Origin of the sequence: Streptomyces sp. NBC_01460 (genome assembly GCF_036227405.1) — a bacterium.
Lineage (GTDB): Bacteria > Actinomycetota > Actinomycetes > Streptomycetales > Streptomycetaceae > Streptomyces.
This window is the reverse complement of sequence record NZ_CP109473.1, coordinates 816541-838320: the sequence shown is the minus strand read 5'-3', so window position 1 is coordinate 838320 and position 21780 is coordinate 816541. Positions and strand designations below refer to the sequence as shown.

The following is a 21780-nucleotide window of genomic DNA, read 5'->3' as shown; positions in this document are numbered from 1 at the left end:
CTACTGGTTTTGGGTGCCCCTCTGTTCGGGGAGGGGGCGGCAGGACGTCATCTGTCCGTATATGTCTGTTGAGTGGCAAAGCAGGCTACTGACCTGCTCTGTCCGGGCGGATGATCGCTCGAATCGTCTACGTTACTCCCGGTACGAACAGGAGGCGCGGGTGGGGTGGGATGCGCAGCCCCGGTCCGGCGAGCGCCCGGGCGAGCTCCAGCGCGCCGTGCAGCGGGTCGCCCGCCGCCGGCACCACGCGTGCCTGCGGGACCTGCTCGGCCAGCTCCCCGCGGAGCGGCGCGAGAAGCGGCTCGCCCATGCGGAAGAGCCCACCGGTGAGGGCGACTTCGCAGCCGCCGGGGCCGGACTCGGCGGCGCCGGGACACACCGCGGCCGCGGCCTCGGCGATGTGGGCCGCGGCCCCCCGCAGGATCCCCGCCGCGACCTCGTCGTCGAGGGCGCAGGCGGCGACTTCGGGGGCGAAGGAGGCCAGCAGCGCGGGACGGTCCGTGCGCGGATAGAGCAGGCCCGGAAGACCGGTGACGGGACCGAGGACCGCCTCCAGCCGCTCCAGCAGCGCGGGTGAACCACCGCGACGGCCGTCGTGGGCCCGCATCGCCGCGTCGAGCCCTGCCCGGCCGATCCAGGCGCCCCCGCCGCTGTCCCCGAGCAGATGACCCCAGCCGTCCGCCCGGCGCCAGGTCCGGAGATCGGTGCCGAGCGCGATCATGCCGGTCCCGCCGGCGACGACCGCCCCGGGCCGCTGCCCCAGCGCCCCCGCGTACGCGGTCACCGCGTCGGCCGCCAGGGCCACCCGCCGTACGCCCAGCGCGTCCGCGAGGGCGGCGGGCACCTCGGCGCGCAACTGGTCACCGAGCGTCGCCATGCCCGCCGCCCCGACCACCACGGCGGAGACGGACGCCCCGGGACCCGCCCGCTCCAGCAGTCGCCGGGCCGCGGGCAGCAGCTGTTCCAGCAGATGTCCGGCGTCGATGCCGGCCGGCCCCGTCCGCACCGGCTCGGCGCAGACGTCCGTGGCGACCGGGTGCGTGGTGTCCGGGCTCCCCAGGGCCACTCTCAGTCCGGAGCCGCCCGAGTCCACCCCGAGGACGAACGAGCCACGGGCGCCGGTCACGGCAACCACCGCCCGGCCGAACGCTGTTCGACGGTTTCTCTCACTGGGGACGACACCGCCTGAGCGACCTCATGGAACGGCTCCGGGGGACTGGGGTGACTGACGACGCGGCGCAGCCTACCCCCGGGCGCCTCCTGCGGGGACCGCATGATCACGTTGTCGGTGTAGGCCGGTAGGGTGACACCCGTGGCAGCGCGACCGTTGAGTGAACTTGTGGAGCCCGGATGGGCTCAGGCCCTGGAGCCCGTGGCCGGCCGGGTCGCGGCGATGGGGGATTTCCTCCGCGCGGAGATCGGGGCGGGCCGCACCTACCTGCCTGCGGGTGCGAACGTCCTGCGCGCCTTCCAGCAGCCCTTCGACGACGTCCGCGTCCTGATCGTGGGTCAGGACCCCTATCCGACCCCGGGCATGGCGATCGGGCTCAGCTTCGCGGTCGCCCCCGACGTACGGCGCCTCCCGGGCAGCCTGGAGAACATCTTCCGGGAGCTGCACGCGGACCTCGGCATCCCGAGGCCGTCCAACGGAGACCTCACGCCGTGGACCCGGCAGGGGGTGCTGCTGCTCAACCGCGCGCTGACCACAGCGCCGGGCAAGCCCGCCGCCCACCGCGGCAAGGGCTGGGAAGAGGTGACCGAGCAGGCCATCCGCGCCCTGGCCGCGCGCGGCAAGCCCATGGTCTCCGTGCTGTGGGGGCGGGACGCGCGCAACGTGCGGCCGCTCCTCGGGGACCTGCCCGCGGTCGAGTCCGCGCACCCCTCTCCGATGTCGGCCGACCGCGGCTTCTTCGGGTCGCGGCCGTTCAGCCGCACCAACGACTTCCTGGTCGGGCTGGGGGAGCAGCCGGTGGACTGGCGCCTTCCGTGAGCGTCCCCCGGACGGCCCGCCGGACCCCGCCCGCCGGCGGTGCGGGATCCACGCTCCGGCACCGTGCATAGGTTCCCGGAAGCGGGGCACGAGACCTTGTGACCCGAGCTCCGGCAGGTGCACCCCCCCCGCACCTCCGCGAGCACCCGGCCCCACCGGCATCCCCCCGCCGGTGGGGCCGGCTCCTTCTCCGCGTCCGGTCACGCCGACGGCCAGGACCCCACCCGGCACGGCTCCCGCCCCGGGCCCCGGGGAGCCCGTCCGGGTGGCTCACCGGAGCCGGGGCATCCCGGACACGGGACACCGGCCCGGCGCTGCCCGCAGCCCGCCATCCGGGCTGTTAGCGTCCCCACTCCACCGGACCGGCCGGCCCGGCCGTGCCGTCGGCTCGGCAGAGGAGTGGTGTCCCATGCGTGTTCTCCTGGTCGGCGCGGGAGGGGTGGGGACGGCGATCACAAGGATCGCCGCCCGGCGGCCCTTCTTCGAGCACATGGCGGTCGCCGACTACGACGCCGCACGGGCGGAGGCCGCCGTCGCCGCCCTCGGGGAGCGCGGGGACCGCTTCGGAGCCGTCCGGCTCGACGCCTCCGACCCGGCGGCCGTGCGCGCCGCCCTCGCCGAACACCGCTGCGACGTGCTGCTGAACGCCACGGACCCGCGCTTCGTCATGCCGCTGTTCGAGGCGGCTCTCGCCCACGGCGCGCACTACCTGGACATGGCGATGTCGCTCTCCCGGCCCCACCCGTCCCGCCCCTACGAGGAGTGCGGCGTCAAACTCGGGGACGCGCAGTTCGACCGGGCGGCGGACTGGGAGGCCGCGGGGCTTCTCGCACTGGTCGGCATGGGGGTCGAGCCCGGGCTCTCGGACGTGTTCGCCCGGTACGCCTCCGACGAGCTCTTCGACGAGATCGAGGAGATCGGCATCCGCGACGGCGCCGACCTCACGGTGGAGGGCCACGACTTCGCCCCGTCCTTCAGCATCTGGACGACCATCGAGGAGTGCCTGAACCCACCGGTCGTCTACGAGGAGGGGCGGGGCTGGTTCACCACCGCCCCCTTCAGCGAACCGGAGGTCTTCGACTTCCCGGAGGGCATCGGGCCCGTCGAGTGCGTCAACGTCGAGCACGAGGAGGTCCTGCTCGTCCCCCGCTGGCTGAAGGCCCGGCGCGTCACGTTCAAGTACGGCCTGGGCGACGAGTTCATCGGGGTGCTGCGCACCCTCAACAAGCTGGGCCTCGACCGTACGGACCCCGTGTCCGTGAAGAGCGGCGCCGGTGACGCGCAGGTGTCGCCGAGGGACGTGGTGGCCGCCTGCCTGCCCGATCCGGCCGGACTGGGGGAACGGATGCACGGCAGGACGTGCGCGGGCACCTGGGTGAAGGGCAGCAAGGACGGCAAGCCCCGCGAGGTCTACCTGTACCACGTGGTCGACAACCAGTGGTCGATGCGTGAGTACGGTTCCCAGGCCGTGGTCTGGCAGACCGCGATCAACCCCGTGGCCGCTCTCGAACTGGTGGCGGGCGGCGCGTGGGGCGGCACCGGGGTGCTGGGCCCCGAGGCCATGCCGCCCCGGCCGTTCCTCGATCTCCTGACCGAGTACGGCTCGCCGTGGGGCATGCGCGAGCAATGACGGTGAACACGTCTGCGGCGGCCCCGAGGGAGTCGTCGGACGTGCACACCGTGAATCAGCTCAATAGCATACGAAACGACATATTCCGCCTTCTCTTCAGGCCTGTGACCCTAGTGAGGGAGCGTGGCAGAGGACCGTGCCGGATCAGGACCGCCGGCAAGCTTGAAGCCGAACGCGATCGGCTTCGTCGACGCGCTCGTCATCGGACTGAACGCCACGTCACCGGCCTACTCGGTGGCGGCGGTCATCGGCCCGATCGTGGCGCTCGTCGGTATCTACGCACCCGGAGCGCTCTTCGCCTCCTTCGTGCCGATGCTCCTCATCGCCGCGGCCTTCTACTACCTGAACAAGGTCGACCAGGACTGCGGGACGACGTTCTCCTGGGTCACCCGCGCCCTGGGGCCGTGGACCGGGTGGCTCGGCGGCTGGGCCATCACCATGACCGGTGTGCTCGTGGTCGGGTCACTGGCGGACGTCGCCGTCAGCTTCGGGCTGATGGCCGTCGGCCTCGACAGCTGGGCCGAGAACACCTTCGTCCGCCAGTTGCTCACCGTGGTCCTGATCGTGGTGATGACCGGCCTGTGCGTCATCGGGACCGAGATCTCGGCCAAGGTGCAGAACGTCCTGATCCTGGCTCAGGTGGCGTTCCTCCTCGTCTTCGTGATCGTCGCGCTCTACCGCGTCTACGCGGGCTCGACCGACTTCGACTCCGTCACGCCCGCCGTCGAGTGGCTCAACCCCTTCGGAGCGGGCGGCTCGGCGCTCACGGGAGGTCTGCTGCTGGGGGTGTTCATCTACTGGGGCTGGGAGTCGTGCGTCAACCTCACCGAGGAGGTGGAGGACTCCGCGACCGCTCCCGGCAGGGCGGGCGTGTGGTCGACGGTGATCCTGCTGGTGACCTACCTGTCCGTCGGCTTCGCGGTCGTCGCCTTCGCCGGTCCTGACTACCTCGCCGAGAACGCCGACGAGGAGGAGTTCATCTTCGCCCTGCTCGCCGGCGAGGTCATGGGGAGCTGGGACTGGATCGTGCTGCTCGCGGTCGCGACGTCGGCGCTCGCCTCGACCCAGACCACCATCATCCCGGCCTCACGCACCGCTCTGTCGATGGCCCGCCGCCACGCGCTCCCCGCGCACTTCGCCCACATCAGCCCGCGGTTCCGGACCCCCGACGTGAGCACCTGGTGGGTGGCGGTCATCGCCATCGCCTGGTACCTCGTCGTCAACCGGATCAGCGAGAACGCCCTCTTCGACTCGCTGACCGCGCTGTCCCTCCTCATCGCCTTCTACTACGCGCTCACCGGGGTGGCGTGCGCGGTCTACTACCGCCGCCATCTCACCGAGAGCGCGCGCAACTTCTTCCTCATCGGCCTCGGCCCGGTGGTCGGCGCAGGTCTGCTGACATGGCTGCTCGTCCGGTCGGTCATGGATATGTCGGACCCGGCCAACTCCTACAGCGGGACATCATGGTTCGGGCTGGGACCGCCGCTCGTCATCGGCATCTGCATCAGCCTCGTCGGTGTGGTGCTCATGGTGGTGCTGCGGTTCCGGTCACCCGCCTTCTGGGCCGAGCGCCGCGGTGTGGTCGATCCCGGTCTCGTGCACGGCAAGGAGCGCTGACATGTCCGTGGTCCTCGGGTACGACGAATCGCCGGGCGCGGCGCGTGCCCTGCGGGCGGCGATCGAGGTGGCCGCCGCGTTCGGCGAGCGGCTCGTCCTGGTCTACGGGGCGGCCCCGCCCGGCCCCACCGGCGAGGAGTACCGCGCCCATTACGACGCCATCCGCCAGGCCGGGCGTACAGGGCTGGAACGGGCGGTCACCGCGGCGGAGGAGGCCGACGTGCCGACCACGGTCGAGGTCATCGACCTGAGCCCGGCACAGGCGCTGATCGAAGCCGCCGCGCGCCACGCGGCGAGGGTCATCGTGGTGGGCAGCTGGGGCGAGAGCCCGATGCGGGGGGCGCTGCTCGGCTCCACCCCGCACAAGCTCCTGCACCTGTCGACCGTCCCGGTGCTCTGCGTGCCGACCGACGAGTGAGCCGCGCGGGACGCCTCGCCCGTGTGCGGGCAGGCGTGAAGCCCTCCAACGGAGTGAGGGGGGAACGATTCTGCCGCGCCACCGGAGTGGGAGACGTGCCGTCCGGCGGTCCGCCCGGGGCAGCCTGGAGGCGCGATCGAACCCACCTCCCACGAAGGAAGACCTCCATGCGCCTCCGTCACCATGCCGTCGCCGCCCTGGGCGCCCTCGCGCTCGTCATCACCCTGCCGACCTCGGCTTCGGCTGCCGAGGGTCAGTTCAGGTACACGTACGAGACCGACGAGGGCTACGAGGCGGTCGGATTCCTCAACGACCCGCCCAGCGGGGAGTGCATCAGCCTCCCCGGTGCCGACTCGGACGCACTGCCCCCGGCCTACGCGCCGAAGAACCTCACGGACGCGACGGCGACCGTCTTCCTCGGAGCCGAGTGCGAGGGCGACGTGTACTACACCCTGCGCCCGGGCGGGGGCGCCTCGGAGCGGCTGAAGGTCCGGTCCGTGGTCTTCAGCTGATCGGACGCGCCCCGGCAGCAGTTGGTCAGCCGAGCACCGCCGCCCGTACGCAGAGGACGTCGGGCAGGTGCGAGACGAGCTGCTGCCAGGTGTCGCCGTCGTCCGCGCTCGCGTACACCTCGCCGTTGCGGTTGCCGAAGTAGACGCCGGCCGGGTCGGCGTCGTCCACGCAGAGCGCGTCGCGCAGCACCGTGCCGTAGTGGTCGTCGTCCGGAAGGCCGCGCGTGAGGGGCTCCCACGTCTCGCCCGCGTCCTGGGTCCTGAAGACCCGGCAGCGGTGGCCGGCGGGGACACGGTCCGCGTCGGCGTTGATCGGGAAGACGTAGAACGTGTCCGCGCGGTGCGGGTGCGCGGCGGCGGCGAAGCCGAAGTCCGAGGGGAGGCCCGCGCCGATGTCCTTCCAGCGCCTGCCGCCGTCGTCGCTGCGGAAGACGCCCCAGTGGTTCTGCAGGTAGAGCCGGTCGGGATCGGCCGCGTCCCGGGTGACCTTGTGGACGCACTGGCCGAACTCGGGGTCGGGATCCGGCAGGAAGACCGCCGAGACACCCTTGTTGGAGGGAGCCCAGCGCTCGCCGCCGTCCTCGGTGCGGAACACGCCCGCGGTGGAGACGGCGACGGTCACCGCCCGGGCGTCCCTCGGGTCGGTCAGGATGGTGTGCAGGCCCTCGCCGCCCCCGCCCGGCACCCACTTGGACCGCGTCGGGTGCTCCCAGAGCGGACGGACCAGCTCGAAGGACTCGCCGCGGTCGTCCGACCGGAACAGCGCGGCCGGTTCGGTCCCCGCGTAGACGACGTCGGGTGCCTCGGGGCCCGCGGGGTGCAGCTGCCAGACCCGCTCCAGCGACGCCTCGGTGAACTGCGGGAACTTCACGGCGGGCTGCTTCGGCTCCACCCAGGTCCCGCCCAGGTCGTCGGAGTGGAAGACCGAGGGGCCCCAGTGGGCGCTGTCCCCGCCGACCAGCAGCCGGGGCGTCTCCCCCCGCGTGTCGATCGCGATCGAGTAGATGGCCTGGGCGTTGAAATGGGGATCCCCGAACTCCCAGGTCCCACCGCGCCTGCGGCCGATGAACAGCCCTTTGCGCGTGCCCACGGTGAGGAGTACATCGGTCATGACAGGACCTCCCGAAACGCCGTCGTGCCGGACAGGTGCCAGTCTGCACCCGGCCACTGACAGAGGCCGGGAGCCGCGGTGTCCGCCCAGGTCACAGCGGTCGTGGCAGGCTCCGCACGCCGGGCGTCACCGGCCGTCCCTCCTCAGTGCGCCGGCGGGGCCGTGCTGCTGCGGACGACCAGGCTCGTCGCCAGGTCGACCCTGGTGGTCGCGGGCTGCCGGCCCCGGCCCAGGTCGAGGACGAGCCGGGCCGCGGTCTCCGCCATCTCTATGAGCGGCTGGCGCACCGTGGTGAGCGGGGGGCCGATCCAGCGGGTGAGCGGCAGGTCGTCGAAGCCGACCACGCTGAGGTCCTCCGGGATCCGCAGCCCCAGCTCGCGCGCGGCCTCGTAGACGCCGAGCGCCTGCAGGTCGTTCCCGGCGAAGACGGCCGTCGGCCGTTCCGGGAGGCGGAGCAGTTCCAGTGCCGCCGTGTAGCCGTCCTCATGGTTGAACTCGCCCTCCCGGACGAGCTCGGGGTCCATGGGGACGCCCGAGGTCTCCAGGGCGGCGCGGTAGCCGTCCAGCCGGGCCCGGCTGCACATCATGCGGGCCGGCCCGCCGATGACACCGATGCGCCGGTGGCCGAGACCCGTCAGGTGACGTGTGGCGGCCAGGCCGCCCTGCCAGTTGGCGGCCCCCACCGACGGGATGTCGTCACCGGGATCACCCGCCGGATCAACGACGACGAACGGGATGGAGCGGCTCGTCAGCTGGGCCCGCTGCGCCGCGTCGAGGTCCGAGAGCACCAGGATCACTCCGGCCGGGCGGCGGGCCAGGACCCCGTCCACCCATGTCTGGCCCGGGGTGAGCCGGCCGGCGCTCTCCGAGAGGACCAGGCTCAGGCCCTCCTCCCTGGCGACGTTCTCGACACCCCGGACGACCTCCATCGCCCAGGCGCTGTCCAGCTCGTGGAAGACGAGATCGATGAGCCGGGACTGCTGCGAGGCACCACGCCTGCGGCGGTAGCCGTGGCGCAGCAGCAGCTCCTCCACCCTCGTACGCGTACCAGGGGCGACGTCGGCGCGTCCGTTCAGCACTTTCGAAACTGTCGGAGCCGAAACTCCGGCCGCTCGGGCGATCTCTGCCAGCGTGGCGGTGCTCTCCGACGGCTCGCCGACGGACGCCTTCTCCTGTTGGGGCTGGACCTTTGCAGGGCTCATGCACGAATCGTAGCTCGCCCGACGCCCCGCACACGCGTCCGGGCAGGGTTCGTAAATCCTTGCTCCTGCCCTCTTGACTGGCCCGAAACACGACCGTACGGTTCCGGCAACATTCGAAAGGCACGCCGAAACATTCGACAGAGGGTGCGGTCATGCGGTCGGGGATATTCACTCAGGGCACACGTACGACGAGATGGGCCGCGGCGGGTGCGGCCATGGCCATGGCCGGACTGCTGGCCGGCTGCGGCTCCGGCGCGGGCGGCAGTGACAGCGGGACCATCACCGCCTATGTCTACGGCGACGACGCGGTCAAGGTTCAGCAGGCCGCCGTCGACACGTTCAACAAGACCTCCGAGGTCAAGGTCAAGCTGGTGTCGGTCCCCGGCACCGACTACGTGAACAAGCTGCGCAGCGCCATGGGCTCACCCAGCGCCCCGGACGTCTTCTTCAACTGGGGCGGCGGCTCCATCAAGCCGTACGTCGACTCCGACGACCTGGTCGACCTGACGTCGACGGTCACGAACGACGCGACGCTCAAGGACGGCTTCCTGCCCTCGATCATGACGGCCGGCGGACTCGAGGGGAAGATCTACGGGGTGCCCATGCGCGGCATGCAGCCCGTGATGCTCTTCTACAACAAGGCCCTCTTCGCCGAGCACGAGATCGAGCCCCCCAAGACCTGGGAGGACCTGCAGGCGGCCATCAGGACCTTCAAGGACGCCGGCATCACCCCCTTCGCGCTCGGCGGCTCCGACAAGTGGCCCGAACTGATGTGGATGGAGTACCTGCTGGACCGGATCGGCGGCCCCGAGGTCTTCAAGAAGATCCAGGACGGCGACACCGAGGGCTGGGGCGACCCGGCGGTGCTCAGGACGGCGCAGACCGTCAAGGAGTTGGTCGACGGCGGCGCCTTCGGCAAGAACTTCAACTCCGTGGACTACGGCAACGGCGGAGCCCCGACCCTGCTCAACAAGGGCAAGGCCGCCATGCACCTCATGGGTTCGTGGGAGTACTCGACGCAGCTGGGCAAGGCCCCGGAGTTCGCGAAGAAGGACCTCGGCTGGACCGCCTTCCCGACCGTGGCCGGCGGGGTGGGCGATCCCGCGAACGTGGTGGGCAACCCCACCAACTACTGGTCCGTCAACGCCCGGACCAAGCACAAGGACACCGCCGTCGCGTTCCTGAAGGCCATGGCGTCGAAGACCTACGCGCAGGCCCTCGTCGACAACGGTGATGTGCCCACCACGTCGAACGCGGCCTCGATGCTGAGCGGTTCCCCCAACCCGCAGTTCGCCACCGACCAGTACGAGATGGTGCAGAAGGCCCCGAGCTTCACCCTCTCCTGGGACCAGGCGCTCGAAGCCCAGTACGCCACGCCCCTGCTCACGGAGATCAGCAAGCTGTTCGCCGGCAAGACGACCCCTGAGCAGTTCGTCGAAGCAATGAAGGCCGCCAGGTAACGATGTCCCACCACACTCCGGTTGCGAAGAGGCACGGAGACAGGAAGGCGGCCGTCGGAAACGTCGGCCGCCCCCCGGTCGCCTGGGCCCTCCCCGGCATCCTCTTCTTCGCCGTCTTCGCGATCGTCCCCCTGGCGATCGCCGTCTACCTCTCCTTCTGCGAGTGGGACGGGCTCGACTCCCCGACCCTGACGGGCCTGGACAACTGGACCCGCCTGTTCAAGGACTCCGAATTCGGCCAGGCAGCCTGGCTGAGCCTCCTGCTCACCACGATCAGCTGGGTCTTCCAGACGCCGGTGGCCCTGCTGCTGGGCGTCTGGGCCGCGGGACGCCAGCGGAGCAGGGCCTTCCTGTCCGCGATCTTCTTCATCCCGCTGCTGCTCTCCACCACCGCCATCGCGATGCTGTTCCACGCCCTGCTCGACCCGAACTTCGGCGTGATCCAGACCATCGGACCCTGGCTCGGCGTCGACCCCAACGTCATGGGCTCCTCCACCGGCGCCCTGCTCGTGGTGGCCTTCGTCGGCGGCTGGCAGTTCATGCCCTTCCACACGCTGATCTACCAGGGCGGTGCCCGGCAGATCCCGGAGGTCCTCTACCAGGCGGCCTCCATCGACGGGGCGGGCATGGTGCGGCAGTTCTTCCACATCACGCTGCCGCAGCTGCGCCACACCATGACGACCTCGTCGGTCCTGATGATCGTCGGCTCGCTGACCTACTTCGACACCGTGCTCATCATGACCAAGGGCGGTCCCGGCACCGACACGACGATCCTGCCCTACCTGATGTACCGGACCGGCTTCCAGACGTACGACCTCGGCTACGCGGCGGCCGTCGCCACCGCGCTCGTCGTCGTGGCCACCAGCATCTCGCTCCTCATGGTGCGCCTCAGTGGCTTCGGGTCCATGCGGTCGACCCGGGAAGGTATGTGACGAGATGTCGATCGACACCCGCCCCGCCGCGCCGCGGCACGACGCGGCACCCACCCCGCCCCGCCGCGGACGCCCGGTCCGCCGGCGCAGGCCCCTGGGCAACCCGGTGGCCGGACTCGGCTCGCTGATCTGGCTCCTCATCGTCCTGGTGCCCCTCTACACGCTGGTCTCCGCCTCGCTGATGCACCAGGACGAGGCACTCGACGGCGACCCGCTGGCGATCCCCACCGACCCGACGCTCGAGAACTACCGCACCGTGCTGGACAGCGGGTTCCTCTCGCTGATCGGCAACACCGCGATCGTGGCCGTGGCCACCGTCGCCCTCGTGCTGGTGCTCTCCGTCCCGGTCGCGTACGTGGCGGTGCGCACCCGCAGCCGCCTCTCCTCGCTCGCCTTCCGGACCTTCCTCCTCGGTGTGGCGATCCCGGCGCAGGCGGTGATCGTGCCCCTGTACCTGATGATCGGGAAGATGGGGCTGTACGACAGCCTGTGGGCGATCATCCTGCCCACCGCCGCCTTCGCGATGCCCGTCGCGGTCCTCGTGCTCAGCGGCACGATGCGTGACGTCTCCGAGGAGATGTACGAGGCGATGTCCCTCGACGGGGCCTCACCGGTGCGCATGCTCTGGCAGCTGGCGGTGCCGCTGTCCAGGGCCGGGATCAGCACGGTCGCCATCTTCTCCGCCCTGCAGGCGTGGAACGGCTTCCTCTTCCCGCTGATCCTGACCCAGTCGGAGGAGCAACGCGTCCTGACGCTCGGCCTGTTCAACTTCATGAGCCAGTTCGGAGTGAACATCCCCGCGGTGCTGGCGGCGATCGTCCTCTCCGTCATCCCCATCTTCGCCGTGTACCTCGTGGCCCGGCGGGCGCTGATCAACGGACTGATGGGGGTGGGCGGCAAATAGCACACGGACGCCGCCCCGGACCACCGCACCCATGAGAGGAACCCCTGCCGCCATGGCAATCCACCCCGTCCCGCAGGCCCGCCGGGCCGATCCGCCCTCCGCCGTCGACGGCCCGTGGCGCGACCCCTCGCTCAGCCCCGAGGTGAGGGTGGCCGATCTGGCGGCCCGTATGACCCTCGAGGAGAAGGCCGCCCAGCTGTACGGAATCTGGGTGGGCGCAGACGCGGAGGGTGACGGAGTCGCGCCGCACCAGAACGACATGGTCGACCCGGTCGACTTCGAGGCCCTCACCACGCGCGGACTCGGCCAGCTCACCCGCCCGTTCGGCACCGCCCCGGTGGACCCCGGTGTCGGCGCCGTCTCGCTGGCCACGGCCCAGGCCCGCATCGTGGAGGCCGGCCGGTTCGGGATCCCGGCGCTCGCCCACGAGGAGTGCCTCGCCGGGTTCACCGCGTGGGGCGCCACCGCCTACCCCGTCCCGCTCGCCTGGGGCGCCGCCTGGGACCCCGAGCTGGTCGCCGAGGTGGCGCACCGCATCGGCGGCGACATGCGGTCGGTCGGGATCCACCAGGGGCTCGCGCCGGTGCTGGACGTCGTGCGGGACCTGCGCTGGGGACGTGTCGAGGAGACGATCGGCGAGGACCCCTACCTGGTCGCCACCATCGCCACGGCCTACGTGAAGGGGCTGGAATCGGCGGGGATCGTCGCCACGCTCAAGCACTTCGCGGGCTACTCCGCGTCGGCCGGCGCCCGCAACCTCGCCCCCGTCCGGGCCGGTGCCCGGGAGATGGCCGACGTGATCCTCCCGCCGTTCGAGATGGCGGTCCGTGACGGCGGCGCCCGCTCGGTGATGCACTCGTACGCCGAGATCGACGGGGTCCCCGTGGCCGCCGACCCGTCCCTGCTCACCGGCCTCCTCCGCGACACCTGGGACTTCGGCGGCACGGTCGTCGCCGACTACTTCGGCATCGGCTTCCTGGAGACCCTGCACAAGGTGGCCGCGGACCGCGGCGACGCGGCCCGACTGGCCCTGACCGCCGGCGTCGACGTGGAACTGCCCACCGTGCGCAGCTACGGTGACGCACTCGTCGCCGCCGTGCGGGACGGACTGGTGGCCGAGGAACTGGTGGACCGCGCCCTGCGCAGGGTCCTGCTGCAGAAGTGCGAGCTCGGCCTGCTCGACCCGGAGCACCAGGTCCTGCCGTCCGCGCTGCAAGGCGTGGAACCGGGACGGGCGCGCGGGGCGGTGGACCTCGACCCGCCGCGGAACCGTGCCCTGGCCCGGCTGCTCGCCGAGCGGTCCTGCGTCCTGCTGGCCAACCCGGAGGGTGCGCTGCCGCTGAGCGGCACCGGACGGATCGCGGTCGTCGGACCGCGCGCCGACGATCCGCTGGCCATGCTCGGCTGCTACTCCTTCCCGAGCCACGTCGGGGTCCAGCACCCCGGGGCGCCCATGGGGATCGCCATCCCCACGGTGCTGGAGGCGCTCCGCGAGGAGTTCCCAGGTGCGGGTATCGACCACGCGCAGGGCTGCGACGTGGACGGCACGGACGCGGAGGGTATCGGGGCGGCCGCCGCGCTGGCGGCCGGAGCGGACGTCTGTGTGGCCGTGCTCGGCGACCGGGCCGGACTCTTCGGCCGCGGCACCTCCGGTGAGGGCTGCGACGTGGCCGACCTCGCGCTGCCGGGCCTCCAGGGCGAGCTCCTGGACGCGCTGCTCGCGACCGGCACGCCGGTCGTCCTGGTGCTGCTGACGGGCCGTACGTACGCCCTCGGCGGCCGGGCGGACCGGCTGGCCGGGTGCGTGCAGGCGTTCTTCCCCGGTGAGGAGGGCGGACCCGCGCTCGCGGGCGTGCTGTCGGGGCGTGTCAACCCGTCCGGGCGTCTGCCCGTGGGGGTGCCCCACGGCACCGGCGGTCAGCCGTGGACCTATCTGCAGCCTCCGCTGGGCCGGGCCAACGGGGTCACCAATCTCGACCCCACCCCGCTCTATCCGTTCGGGCACGGGCTCTCGTACACCTCGTTCGCGTGGGAGGCCGGCGCCGACGTGCCGGCCGAGCTCCCCACCGACGGGGAGACCGACCTCACGCTCACGGTCCGCAACACCGGTGAGCAGGACGGGGCCGAGGTGGTCCAGCTCTACGTCCACGACCCGGTCGCGCAGACCACGCGCCCAGAGGCACGGCTCATCGGATACGCCCGGGTGCCGCTCGCCGCGGGGGAGTCGCGGAGGGTGAGTTTCCGCTTCCATCCGGACCTGGTCTCCTTCACCGGGACCGGCGGGCACCGCATCGTCGAGCCCGGAGACCTCGAGCTGCGCTTCGCCACCTCCAGCGACGCGGCCGACGTCCGGCACACCGTACGGCTGCGGCTCACCGGGCCGGAGCGCACCGTCGATCACCGGCGCCGCCTGGTCTGCGACACCTCGGTCGACGCGCCGCTCGCACAGAAGTGACGTGCGGGGGGCCGAGGCCCCCCGCACGCCCGCCCCGCGCATCCCGGAGGGGTGTGCGGGGAGATGTCGAAAGTTTCGAAGGCCGCCCGGCGCGCTCGGGGCGGTTTCGCTTCCACGCGTCGTCATGGAAAGGCATCTGTCATGTTCAAGGCAAACCGCTCGGTCGCGGTGGGCTCCGCGGCCGCCGTGCTCCTCGTCTCCGCGTTCGCCCTCTCCAGCGCTTCCGCCGCCACCGTCGACACCGGGCGGCACGCCGGGAAAGGCAGCGGCTCACCGGCCCGGCAGACGCTCGGCGCCCTCGGCCTGAAGGCCGGACTGCGCATCGGCACAGCAGTCGACACCACCGCTCTCTCCGATGACGCGCCCTACCGCGCCGAGGTCGAGAAGGAGTTCACGTCCGTGACCCCGGAGAACGTCATGAAGTGGGAGGCGGTGGAGCCTGAGCGGGGCACGTACGACTGGGCCGCCGCCGACCGACTCGTCGACTTCGCCGCGAAGAACAAGCAACTGGTCCGCGGTCACACCCTGGTGTGGCACAGCCAGCTCCCGGCCTGGCTGAACGAGGGCGACTTCACCGCCGGCGAGCTGCGGGAGATCCTGCACCGGCACGTCACCGACCAGGTCGCCCACTTCAAGGGCAGGGTCTGGCAGTGGGACGTCGTCAACGAGGCCTTCGACGACGACGGCACGCTGCGGGACAGCATCTGGCTGCGGAAGCTGGGCCCCGGCTACATCGCCGACGCCTTCCGCTGGGCACACCAGGCGGACCCGAAGGCCCGGCTGTTCATCAACGACTACAACATCGAGGGCGTCAACGCGAAGAGCACGGCCCTCCACGAGCTGGTCACGACCCTGCGCAAGCAGCGCGTCCCTGTCCACGGCGTCGGGATCCAGGGCCACCTGGCCGTCCAGTACAGCGCGCCGCACGACATCGCCGACAACATGCTGCGCTTCGACCGCCTCGGCCTGGAGACCGCGATCACGGAGGCCGACGTACGCATCCCCATGCCGGCCGACAGCACGAAGCTGGAGGCCCAGGCCCAGGCCGAGGGCTACGGCGTCCTCCTGCGCGGCTGCCTGCTCACTCCCGGCTGCAACGACTTCACCGTCTGGGGCTTCACCGACAGCTACTCCTGGGTGCCGGACACCTTCCCCGGCCAGGGCGCGGCCAACATCCTCGACGAGAACTACGCCCCCAAGCCCGCCTACGGCACCCTGCGCCAGACCCTGGCGCTCGCCGCGGGCCGGCGCTGACCCACGACCACCCCACCGGTACGGAAGAGGCGACGGATGACGACGGACCTCCGGATCACCGGAGTGCGCATCACTCCGGTCGCCTTCAGGGACCCGGCGCTGCTGAACGCGGTCGGCGTGCACGAGCCCTTCGCGCTGCGGGCGGTCGTCGAGGTGGACACGGGCGACGGCCCGGTCGGTCTCGGCGAGACGTACGCCGACGACGGGCACCTGCGCCGGCTGCGGGCGGCAGCGGACGCGGTCACCGGCATGGACGTGTACGCGCTCGGCGCCATGCACCGCGCGGTGGCCGCGGCGCTGGCGGAGGACGCCGGGACCGGTGGGTCCGGGCTCACCGGGATGATCACCACCAGCAGCGTCGTCGACCGCGTCTTCTCCCCGTTCGAGGTGGCCTGCCTCGACATCCAGGGCAAGGCGGCGGGCCGCCCCGTCAGTGACCTGCTGGGCGGCGCGGTGCGGGACACCGTCCCCTTCAGCGCCTACCTCTTCTACAAGTGGGCCGGCCACCCGGGGGCGCAACCGGACGACTGGGGCGAGGCCCTCGACCCGGACGGCATCGTCGCCCAGGCCCGCCGCATGATCGACACGTACGGCTTCTCGGCGATCAAGCTCAAGGGCGGCGTACGGCCCCCCGAGGAGGAGGCCGAGGCGGTGCTCGCCCTGCGCGACGCCTTCCCCGGCATCCCCTTGCGGCTCGACCCCAACGCGGCCTGGAGCGTGCCCACATCGGTCGGGGTGGCCCGCCGGCTGGAGGGCGTCCTGGAGTACCTGGAGGACCCGACACCCGGTCTCGACGGAATGGCCGCGGTCGCGCGGGAGACGCCGGTCCCGCTCGCCACCAACATGTGCGTCGTCGCCTTCGACCACCTGGCTCCCGCCGTCGCGCGGGGATCGGTGCGGATCGTGCTCTCGGACCACCACTACTGGGGCGGTCTGCACCGCTCCCGGCTCCTCTCCGGGATCTGCGAGACGTTCGGCATGGGCCTCTCGATGCACTCCAACTCGCACCTGGGCATCAGCCTGGCCGCGATGACCCATCTGGCAGCCGCCACGCCCGACCTCACCTACGCCTGCGACACCCACTGGCCGTGGAAGACCGAGGAGATCGTGGTTCCCGGCGCACTCACCTTCGCCGACGGCGCGGTCCGCGTCCCCCGGGGGCCCGGCCTCGGCGTCGAGCTGGACCGCGACGCACTCGCCCGCCTGCACGAGCAGTACATCGCGTGCGGACTGCGCAACCGCGACGACACCGGCTACATCCGCCGGATCGACCCCTCCTACGAGAAGAGGACACCCCGCTGGTGACCCGCCGGGGCCGCCGCGCCCGGCGTCACCGACCGACGTCGGGGCCCGCACCGCAAACCCGTCAGGGGCGTACACCCGTCCAATTCGTCATGTGTGTGAACACAATGGGAGAGCAGCATGGACAAGCACACCAGCCGCAGGTCGGTCCTCGGGGCCGGTCTCGGGTTCACGGCGCTCGCGGCGACGCCGCTCGGATCGCTGACAGGACTGGCCGGCGAGGCCGCCGCGGCGCCGGCGGGTTCCGGCGGTTCCGCGACGGCCAGGCCCACCGACCCCGGCGCGTACATCTCGTTCACGCCCCGGTCCGGTGCCTTCCCCCTGGTCAGGGCCGGTCGTGCCGCCCCGGTCGTGGTCAGCGACGAGGACCATGACGGGGTCGTCCGGGTGGCCGGTGACCTCCGGGACGACATCGAGCGGGTCACCGGCGTGCGCCCCTTGCTCGCACGGAACGCGCCGCCGCGCGGCAGCCGCGAGATCGTCCTCGTGGGCACCATCGGCCGCAGCCCGCTGATCGACGGCCTGATCTCCGCCGGCAGGCTGAAGGCCTCCGGGATCACGGGCAGGTGGGAGACCAGCCTCCAGACCGTCGTGGAGAAGCCGCTGCCCGGAGTGGACCGCGCGTTCGTCATCGCGGGCAGCGACCAGCGCGGCACGATCTTCGGCGCGTACGACGTCTCCCGGGGGATCGGCGTCTCGCCCTGGTACTGGTGGGACGACGTCGCCCCCGTCCACCGGGACGCGCTGTACGCCCTGCCCGGCCTGCACAGCCAGGGGACCCCCGCCGTGAAGTACCGCGGGTTCTTCATCAACGACGAGAATCCGGCCCTGGGCACCTGGGCGCCCGCCCACTTCGGTCCCGGCAAGGCGCCCGGCTTCGAAGGCGGGTTCAACGCCGGCTTCTACGCGAGGATCTTCGAGGTGATGCTGCGCCTCAAGGCCAACTACCTCTGGCCCGCGGTCTGGGGACGCGCCTTCGCCGAGGACGACCCGGAGAACCACGCCACCGCGAAGGCCTACGGAGTCGTCATGGGCACCTCGCACGAGGCGCCCATGATGCGGGGCATCGAGGAGTGGAACCGGCACGCCGTCGCCGCCGTGCGCGACGGCGCGGGAAACATCACCAAGCCCGGCCACGACCCCTACGGCGGCACCGGCGAGTGGTCCTTCCGCCGCAACGCCGAGGCCGTCAAGGCCTACTGGCGGGAGGGCATCCGCCGCATGGCCGACGAGGACTTCGAGGGCGTGGTCACCCTCGGCATGCGCGGGAACGGCGATGTCGGCCTGCCCGACGGCGACGGCATCGAGCTGATGACGGAGATCATCGCCACCCAGCGCGAGATCCTCGCCGAGGAGCTGGGCGCACCGGACGGGGTCCCGCAGGTGTGGACCCTCTACAAGGAGGTCCAGCACTACTGGGACCGCGGGCTGCGCGTCCCGGACGACATCACCGTCGTCCTCACCGACGACAACTGGGCCAACGTCCGCAAGCTGCCGGATCTGAAGAACGACGCCCGCAGCGGCGGTTACGGCCTCTACTACCACTTCGACTACGTGGGGGTGGGCCGCAACTACAAGTGGGTCGACACCGCCTCGCTCCCCAACATGTGGGACCAGCTCCACCAGTGCGCGGCCTACGGCAACCACGGCCTCTGGGTCACCAACGTGGGCGACCTCAAGGGCAACGAACTGCCCACCCAGTTCTTCCTGGAGTACGCCTGGGACCCCGGCCGCTGGCCCCTGGAGGCGCTCCCGGAGTGGGAGGAGCGGTACGCCGCGCAGAACTTCGGCGAGCGGCAGGCGCAGGAGATCGCCGGCATCCTGCGGACGTATGCCTGGCTGCAGTCCCGCCGCAAGCCCGAGCTGCTCAACCGGAAGATCACCCTCGACCCCGCCAAGGACCCGGCGACGGACTCCTCCGCCATCCTGTACGACGACCGGGCCACGCCCTTCAGCATCGTCGACTACCGCGAGCTGGAGCGGGTCACCGAGGACTGGCAGCGCCTGTCGGCGGCCGCCGAACGCGTCCGGCAGCGGCTGCCCGCGTCCGCCCAGGACGCCTGGTACCAGCTGGTCGGCTACGCGGTGGGGGCGACCGCCAATCTGTACATCCTGCGGGAGGCGGAGTTCACCAACCTGCACTACGCCCCCCAGGGCCGCGCCCTGACCAATCAGCTCGCGGCCGCCGCCGAGGCGGGCCTGGCCGAGGACCTCGCCCTCGCCGAGCGGTTCGACACGGAGGTGGCCGACGGCAAATGGGAGGGGTTCCAGACCCAGCCGCACATCGGGTACGGCGATGTGGACCGCTACGGGCCCAACGCGCCCTGGCAGCAGCCCGAGCTGGACAACGTGGCGCTCGCCGACGAGATCTTCCCCGCCGTGCGGCGGATCGAGCTGCCGGCCAGGGCCGAGATGGGCGTGGCCGTCGACGGTTCGTCCGACTGGTGGCCGATGTCCGGCGCGGAGGCGGTCCTGCCCGTCTTCAGCCCTTACCAGAGCCAGCCCGCACCGTATGTGGAGGTCTTCAACCGGGGCACCGATCCCTTCGACTTCCGCATCCGCACGGGAGCCTCCTGGCTGATCGCCGACCGCACCCGGGGCCGGGTGGACGCCCAGACCCGGGTCACCTTCCGGGTCGACTGGTCGCGCGCCCCGAAGGGAGTGACACGGGTGCCCGTCACCGTGTCCGGCCCCGGCGGCAGCGAGGTCGTCGTGCGGGCCGTCGTCGACCGGCCGCGGATCGGACGGGCACGGCTCGAAGGGTTCGTCGAGGCCAACGGATACGTCTCCGTCGAGGCCGACCACTTCCACCGGGCGGTCGGCCGTGACGGGATCTCCTGGCGGCGCATCCCCGGCATCGGCCGCACCGGAGCGGGCATGGAGCCCTTCCCGGTCACCGCGGCGCGCCGGACCCCGGGCGGCCGGGGGCCCCGGCTGGAGTACCGGGTCAGCCTGTTCACGACCGGGCCGGTCACGGTCTGGGCGTACCTCTCGCCCCGCAACAACGCCCTGGCCACCGACGGGCTCACCTACGCGGTCTCCTTCGACGACGACGCACCGCGGTCCGTCAACATCACCGAGGTCACGGGGGCCGACGACGGCACCATGAACACGCAGTGGGCACGCAACACCTCGGACAACGTCAACCGCACCGGAACCACGCACCACATCGGGCGGGCGGGCGCACACGTCCTGAAATTCTGGATGGTCGACCCGACCGTGGTACTCCAGAACCTGGTGATCGACACCGGCGGCCTCAAGCCCAGCTACCTGGGCCCGCCGGAGAGTCTCCGGCTGAGCTGACCGGAGCAGGACGACAAGGCGGCAGGGATGAGCATCGAGATCAGGGACACCGAGGGGCGCGAGGCGGCCATGGAGGTGGCCCCCGGGCCCGCGGAAGGGCCTCTCCAGGTCGGCATCCTGATCGCGGGCGGCCCGGGGAGCGCCTCCTGGTCCTGCTCCCCGGCGGCGGCCAGGGAGCTGGCCGCCGCCCTCGTGGCGGCGGCCGCCGAGGCGGAGAACGCGCGATGGGCCGAGCCGGTCACGGTCAAGGCGCGTGAGCTCTTCCGCGGCGACGTCCGGGACGGGGACCGCCCCATGACGGTGGAGGCCGTGCGGGTGGACGGGGCGAGCGTCCAGGTGACGTGGACATCGGGAGGCGGACGCAGCTGGAGCCAGATGTACGAGGCCGATGCCGACATCCGCCTCCGGCGCCGGCTGCGGCCGGGGAGGTGAGAGGGGAGTCGTACGAGAGGCTTCGTATTTCGACGATCGTCGTAGTACGGTGAACATCGTACGAAGCGGCGGCCGGGACTTCCCCGGGGCCGTCGCGCCGCGCTGTCGCAACCCGAGGAACCGGAGTCCCCTGTGAGTGCACTGTTCGAGCCCTACACCCTGCGGTCGCTGACGATCCCGAACCGCGTATGGATGGCCCCGATGTGCCAGTACAGTGCCGCCCCCGACGGCCCGGCGGCCGGTGCCCCGACGGACTGGCACTTCCAGCACTACGCCGCCCGCGCGGTCGGCGGCGCCGGCCTCGTCATCGTCGAGGCGACCGGTGTGAGCCCCGAAGGCCGTATCTCCCCGCAGGACCTCGGCATCTGGAACGACACCCAGGTCGAGGCCTTCCGCCGCATCACCACGTTCCTGAGGAGCCAGAACACCGTTCCGGCTGTCCAGATCGCCCACGCCGGGCGCAAGGGCTCCACCGGCCGGCCCTGGAAGGGCGGCGCCCCGGTCGGCCCCGACGCGCACGGATGGCAGCCCGTCGCGCCGAGTGCGATCGCGTTCGACGAGAACCACCCCGTGCCGACCGAACTGACCGTCGGAGAGATCAAGGACGTCGTCCGGCAGTTCGCCGACGCCGCCCGCCGCTCCCTGGACGCCGGCTTCGAGATCGTCGAGATCCACGGCGCCCACGGCTACCTGATCGGCGAGTTCCTCTCCCCGCACTCCAACAGGCGCACGGACGAGTACGGCGGCTCGTACGAGAACCGCACCCGCTTCGCCCTCGAGGTCGTCGACGCCGTACGCGCTGTCTGGCCCGACGAGCTGCCCCTGTTCTTCCGCATCTCCGCCACCGACTGGCTCGAGGACGGCGAGGGCTGGACGGCCGATGACACGGTCCGCTTCGCCACCGACCTCGAGGCCCACGGCGTCGATCTCCTCGATGCCTCCACCGGCGGCAACGCCGCAGGCGTCCGCATTCCCGTCGGCCCCGGCTACCAGGTCCCCTTCGCGGCCCGCGTCAAGACCGGGACCACGTTGCCCGTCGCCGCGGTCGGCCTGATCACGGAGGCGCGGCAGGCCGAGAAGATCCTGGAGAACGGCGAGGCCGACGCGATCCTCCTCGGCCGCGAGCTGCTCCGTAACCCGTCGTGGGCCCGGCACGCCGCGCGCGAACTCGGCGCCGAACCGCACGTCCCGGACCAGTACCACCGCTCCGTCTGACGGCGGAGACGCCGGCGGAGCCGGGGCGCCGCCGCACGGTGAC

At 71.7% G+C, this 21780-nt stretch carries 17 protein-coding genes; 14 read left to right on the top strand and 3 right to left on the bottom strand.

Annotated elements, in window-relative coordinates:
* Nucleotides 1–127: 127 nt before the first annotated feature.
* Entirely contained in the window at nt 128–1126 is a 999-nt protein-coding gene (locus OG488_RS03860; protein WP_329225910.1) for an N-acetylglucosamine kinase, read from the bottom strand.
* 186 nt (nt 1127–1312) lie between these two features.
* Here OG488_RS03860 and OG488_RS03855 point away from each other — a divergent pair, with 186 nt between their 5' ends.
* The 5 genes from OG488_RS03855 (at nt 1313) to OG488_RS03835 (ending at nt 6167) form a co-directional block, all read left to right on the top strand.
* Complete coding sequence (locus OG488_RS03855; protein ID WP_329225908.1) at nt 1313–1990, top strand: uracil-DNA glycosylase; 678 nt, start codon at nt 1313–1315, stop codon at nt 1988–1990.
* Nucleotides 1991–2399: 409 nt separating this feature from the next.
* Complete coding sequence (locus OG488_RS03850) at nt 2400–3620, top strand: saccharopine dehydrogenase family protein (protein ID WP_329225906.1); 1221 nt, start codon at nt 2400–2402, stop codon at nt 3618–3620.
* 123 nt (nt 3621–3743) lie between these two features.
* Nucleotides 3744–5237, top strand: a complete 1494-nt coding sequence (locus OG488_RS03845) for an APC family permease (protein ID WP_405696876.1) — start codon at nt 3744–3746, stop codon at nt 5235–5237.
* 1 nt (nt 5238) lies between these two features.
* Entirely contained in the window at nt 5239–5655 is a 417-nt protein-coding gene (locus OG488_RS03840) for a universal stress protein (protein WP_329225902.1), read from the top strand.
* Nucleotides 5656–5822: 167 nt separating this feature from the next.
* Nucleotides 5823–6167: a hypothetical protein gene (locus OG488_RS03835; RefSeq protein WP_329225900.1), complete on the top strand. Its 345-nt coding sequence runs from the start codon at nt 5823–5825 to the stop codon at nt 6165–6167.
* Nucleotides 6168–6192: 25 nt separating this feature from the next.
* Here the strand turns inward: OG488_RS03835 and OG488_RS03830 are convergent, their stop codons facing one another.
* Both OG488_RS03830 and OG488_RS03825 read right to left on the bottom strand, forming a co-directional pair.
* Nucleotides 6193–7278, bottom strand: coding sequence for a WD40/YVTN/BNR-like repeat-containing protein (locus OG488_RS03830; RefSeq protein ID WP_329225898.1), 1086 nt, complete (start codon nt 7276–7278; stop codon nt 6193–6195).
* A gap of 143 nt (nt 7279–7421) precedes the next feature.
* Nucleotides 7422–8480, bottom strand: a complete 1059-nt coding sequence (locus tag OG488_RS03825) for a LacI family DNA-binding transcriptional regulator (RefSeq protein ID WP_329225897.1) — start codon at nt 8478–8480, stop codon at nt 7422–7424.
* Between the two features lie 215 nt (nt 8481–8695).
* Here OG488_RS03825 and OG488_RS03820 point away from each other — a divergent pair, with 215 nt between their 5' ends.
* From OG488_RS03820 to OG488_RS03780, 9 genes are all read left to right on the top strand, one after another.
* Entirely contained in the window at nt 8696–9940 is a 1245-nt protein-coding gene (locus OG488_RS03820) for an extracellular solute-binding protein (RefSeq protein ID WP_329225895.1), read from the top strand.
* A 2-nt stretch (nt 9941–9942) separates the two neighbouring features.
* Nucleotides 9943–10872 (top strand): carbohydrate ABC transporter permease, encoded by a 930-nt coding sequence (locus tag OG488_RS03815; protein WP_329225892.1) that lies wholly within the window; start codon nt 9943–9945, stop codon nt 10870–10872.
* Between the two features lie 4 nt (nt 10873–10876).
* A complete protein-coding gene (locus OG488_RS03810; protein WP_329225890.1) occupies nt 10877–11776 on the top strand; it encodes a carbohydrate ABC transporter permease in 900 nt (299 codons plus the stop codon).
* Between the two features lie 52 nt (nt 11777–11828).
* On the top strand, nt 11829–14231 hold the full coding sequence (locus tag OG488_RS03805) for a glycoside hydrolase family 3 N-terminal domain-containing protein (protein ID WP_329225888.1): 2403 nt from the start codon (nt 11829–11831) through the stop codon (nt 14229–14231).
* Nucleotides 14232–14372: 141 nt separating this feature from the next.
* A complete protein-coding gene (locus OG488_RS03800) occupies nt 14373–15485 on the top strand; it encodes an endo-1,4-beta-xylanase (protein WP_329225886.1) in 1113 nt (370 codons plus the stop codon).
* Between the two features lie 36 nt (nt 15486–15521).
* On the top strand, nt 15522–16790 hold the full coding sequence (locus OG488_RS03795) for a glucarate dehydratase family protein (protein ID WP_329225885.1): 1269 nt from the start codon (nt 15522–15524) through the stop codon (nt 16788–16790).
* A 117-nt stretch (nt 16791–16907) separates the two neighbouring features.
* Nucleotides 16908–20090: a glycosyl hydrolase 115 family protein gene (locus OG488_RS03790; RefSeq protein ID WP_329225883.1), complete on the top strand. Its 3183-nt coding sequence runs from the start codon at nt 16908–16910 to the stop codon at nt 20088–20090.
* A 27-nt stretch (nt 20091–20117) separates the two neighbouring features.
* Nucleotides 20118–20522 carry a hypothetical protein gene (locus OG488_RS03785; RefSeq protein WP_329225881.1) on the top strand — a complete coding sequence of 135 codons (405 nt, stop codon included), beginning with the start codon at nt 20118–20120 and terminating at the stop codon, nt 20520–20522.
* Nucleotides 20523–20654: 132 nt separating this feature from the next.
* Nucleotides 20655–21737, top strand: coding sequence for an NADH:flavin oxidoreductase/NADH oxidase (locus tag OG488_RS03780; protein ID WP_329225879.1), 1083 nt, complete (start codon nt 20655–20657; stop codon nt 21735–21737).
* Nucleotides 21738–21780 lie beyond the last annotated feature (43 nt).

Excerpts from the sequence above, each read along its gene's own strand:
- OG488_RS03850 (WP_329225906.1), top strand. The coding sequence starts at position 2,400 with ATGCGTGTTCTCCTGGTCGGCGCGGGAGGGGTGGGGACGGCGATCACA.
- OG488_RS03840 (WP_329225902.1), top strand. The coding sequence starts at position 5,239 with ATGTCCGTGGTCCTCGGGTACGACGAATCGCCGGGCGCGGCGCGTGCC.
- OG488_RS03835 (WP_329225900.1), top strand. The coding sequence starts at position 5,823 with ATGCGCCTCCGTCACCATGCCGTCGCCGCCCTGGGCGCCCTCGCGCTC.
- OG488_RS03830 (WP_329225898.1), bottom strand. The coding sequence starts at position 7,278 with ATGACCGATGTACTCCTCACCGTGGGCACGCGCAAAGGGCTGTTCATC.
- OG488_RS03825 (WP_329225897.1), bottom strand. The coding sequence starts at position 8,480 with ATGAGCCCTGCAAAGGTCCAGCCCCAACAGGAGAAGGCGTCCGTCGGC.
- OG488_RS03820 (WP_329225895.1), top strand. The coding sequence starts at position 8,696 with ATGGCCATGGCCGGACTGCTGGCCGGCTGCGGCTCCGGCGCGGGCGGC.
- OG488_RS03815 (WP_329225892.1), top strand. The coding sequence starts at position 9,943 with ATGTCCCACCACACTCCGGTTGCGAAGAGGCACGGAGACAGGAAGGCG.
- OG488_RS03810 (WP_329225890.1), top strand. The coding sequence starts at position 10,877 with ATGTCGATCGACACCCGCCCCGCCGCGCCGCGGCACGACGCGGCACCC.
- OG488_RS03805 (WP_329225888.1), top strand. The coding sequence starts at position 11,829 with ATGGCAATCCACCCCGTCCCGCAGGCCCGCCGGGCCGATCCGCCCTCC.
- OG488_RS03800 (WP_329225886.1), top strand. The coding sequence starts at position 14,373 with ATGTTCAAGGCAAACCGCTCGGTCGCGGTGGGCTCCGCGGCCGCCGTG.
- OG488_RS03795 (WP_329225885.1), top strand. The coding sequence starts at position 15,522 with ATGACGACGGACCTCCGGATCACCGGAGTGCGCATCACTCCGGTCGCC.
- OG488_RS03790 (WP_329225883.1), top strand. The coding sequence starts at position 16,908 with ATGGACAAGCACACCAGCCGCAGGTCGGTCCTCGGGGCCGGTCTCGGG.
- OG488_RS03785 (WP_329225881.1), top strand. The coding sequence starts at position 20,118 with ATGAGCATCGAGATCAGGGACACCGAGGGGCGCGAGGCGGCCATGGAG.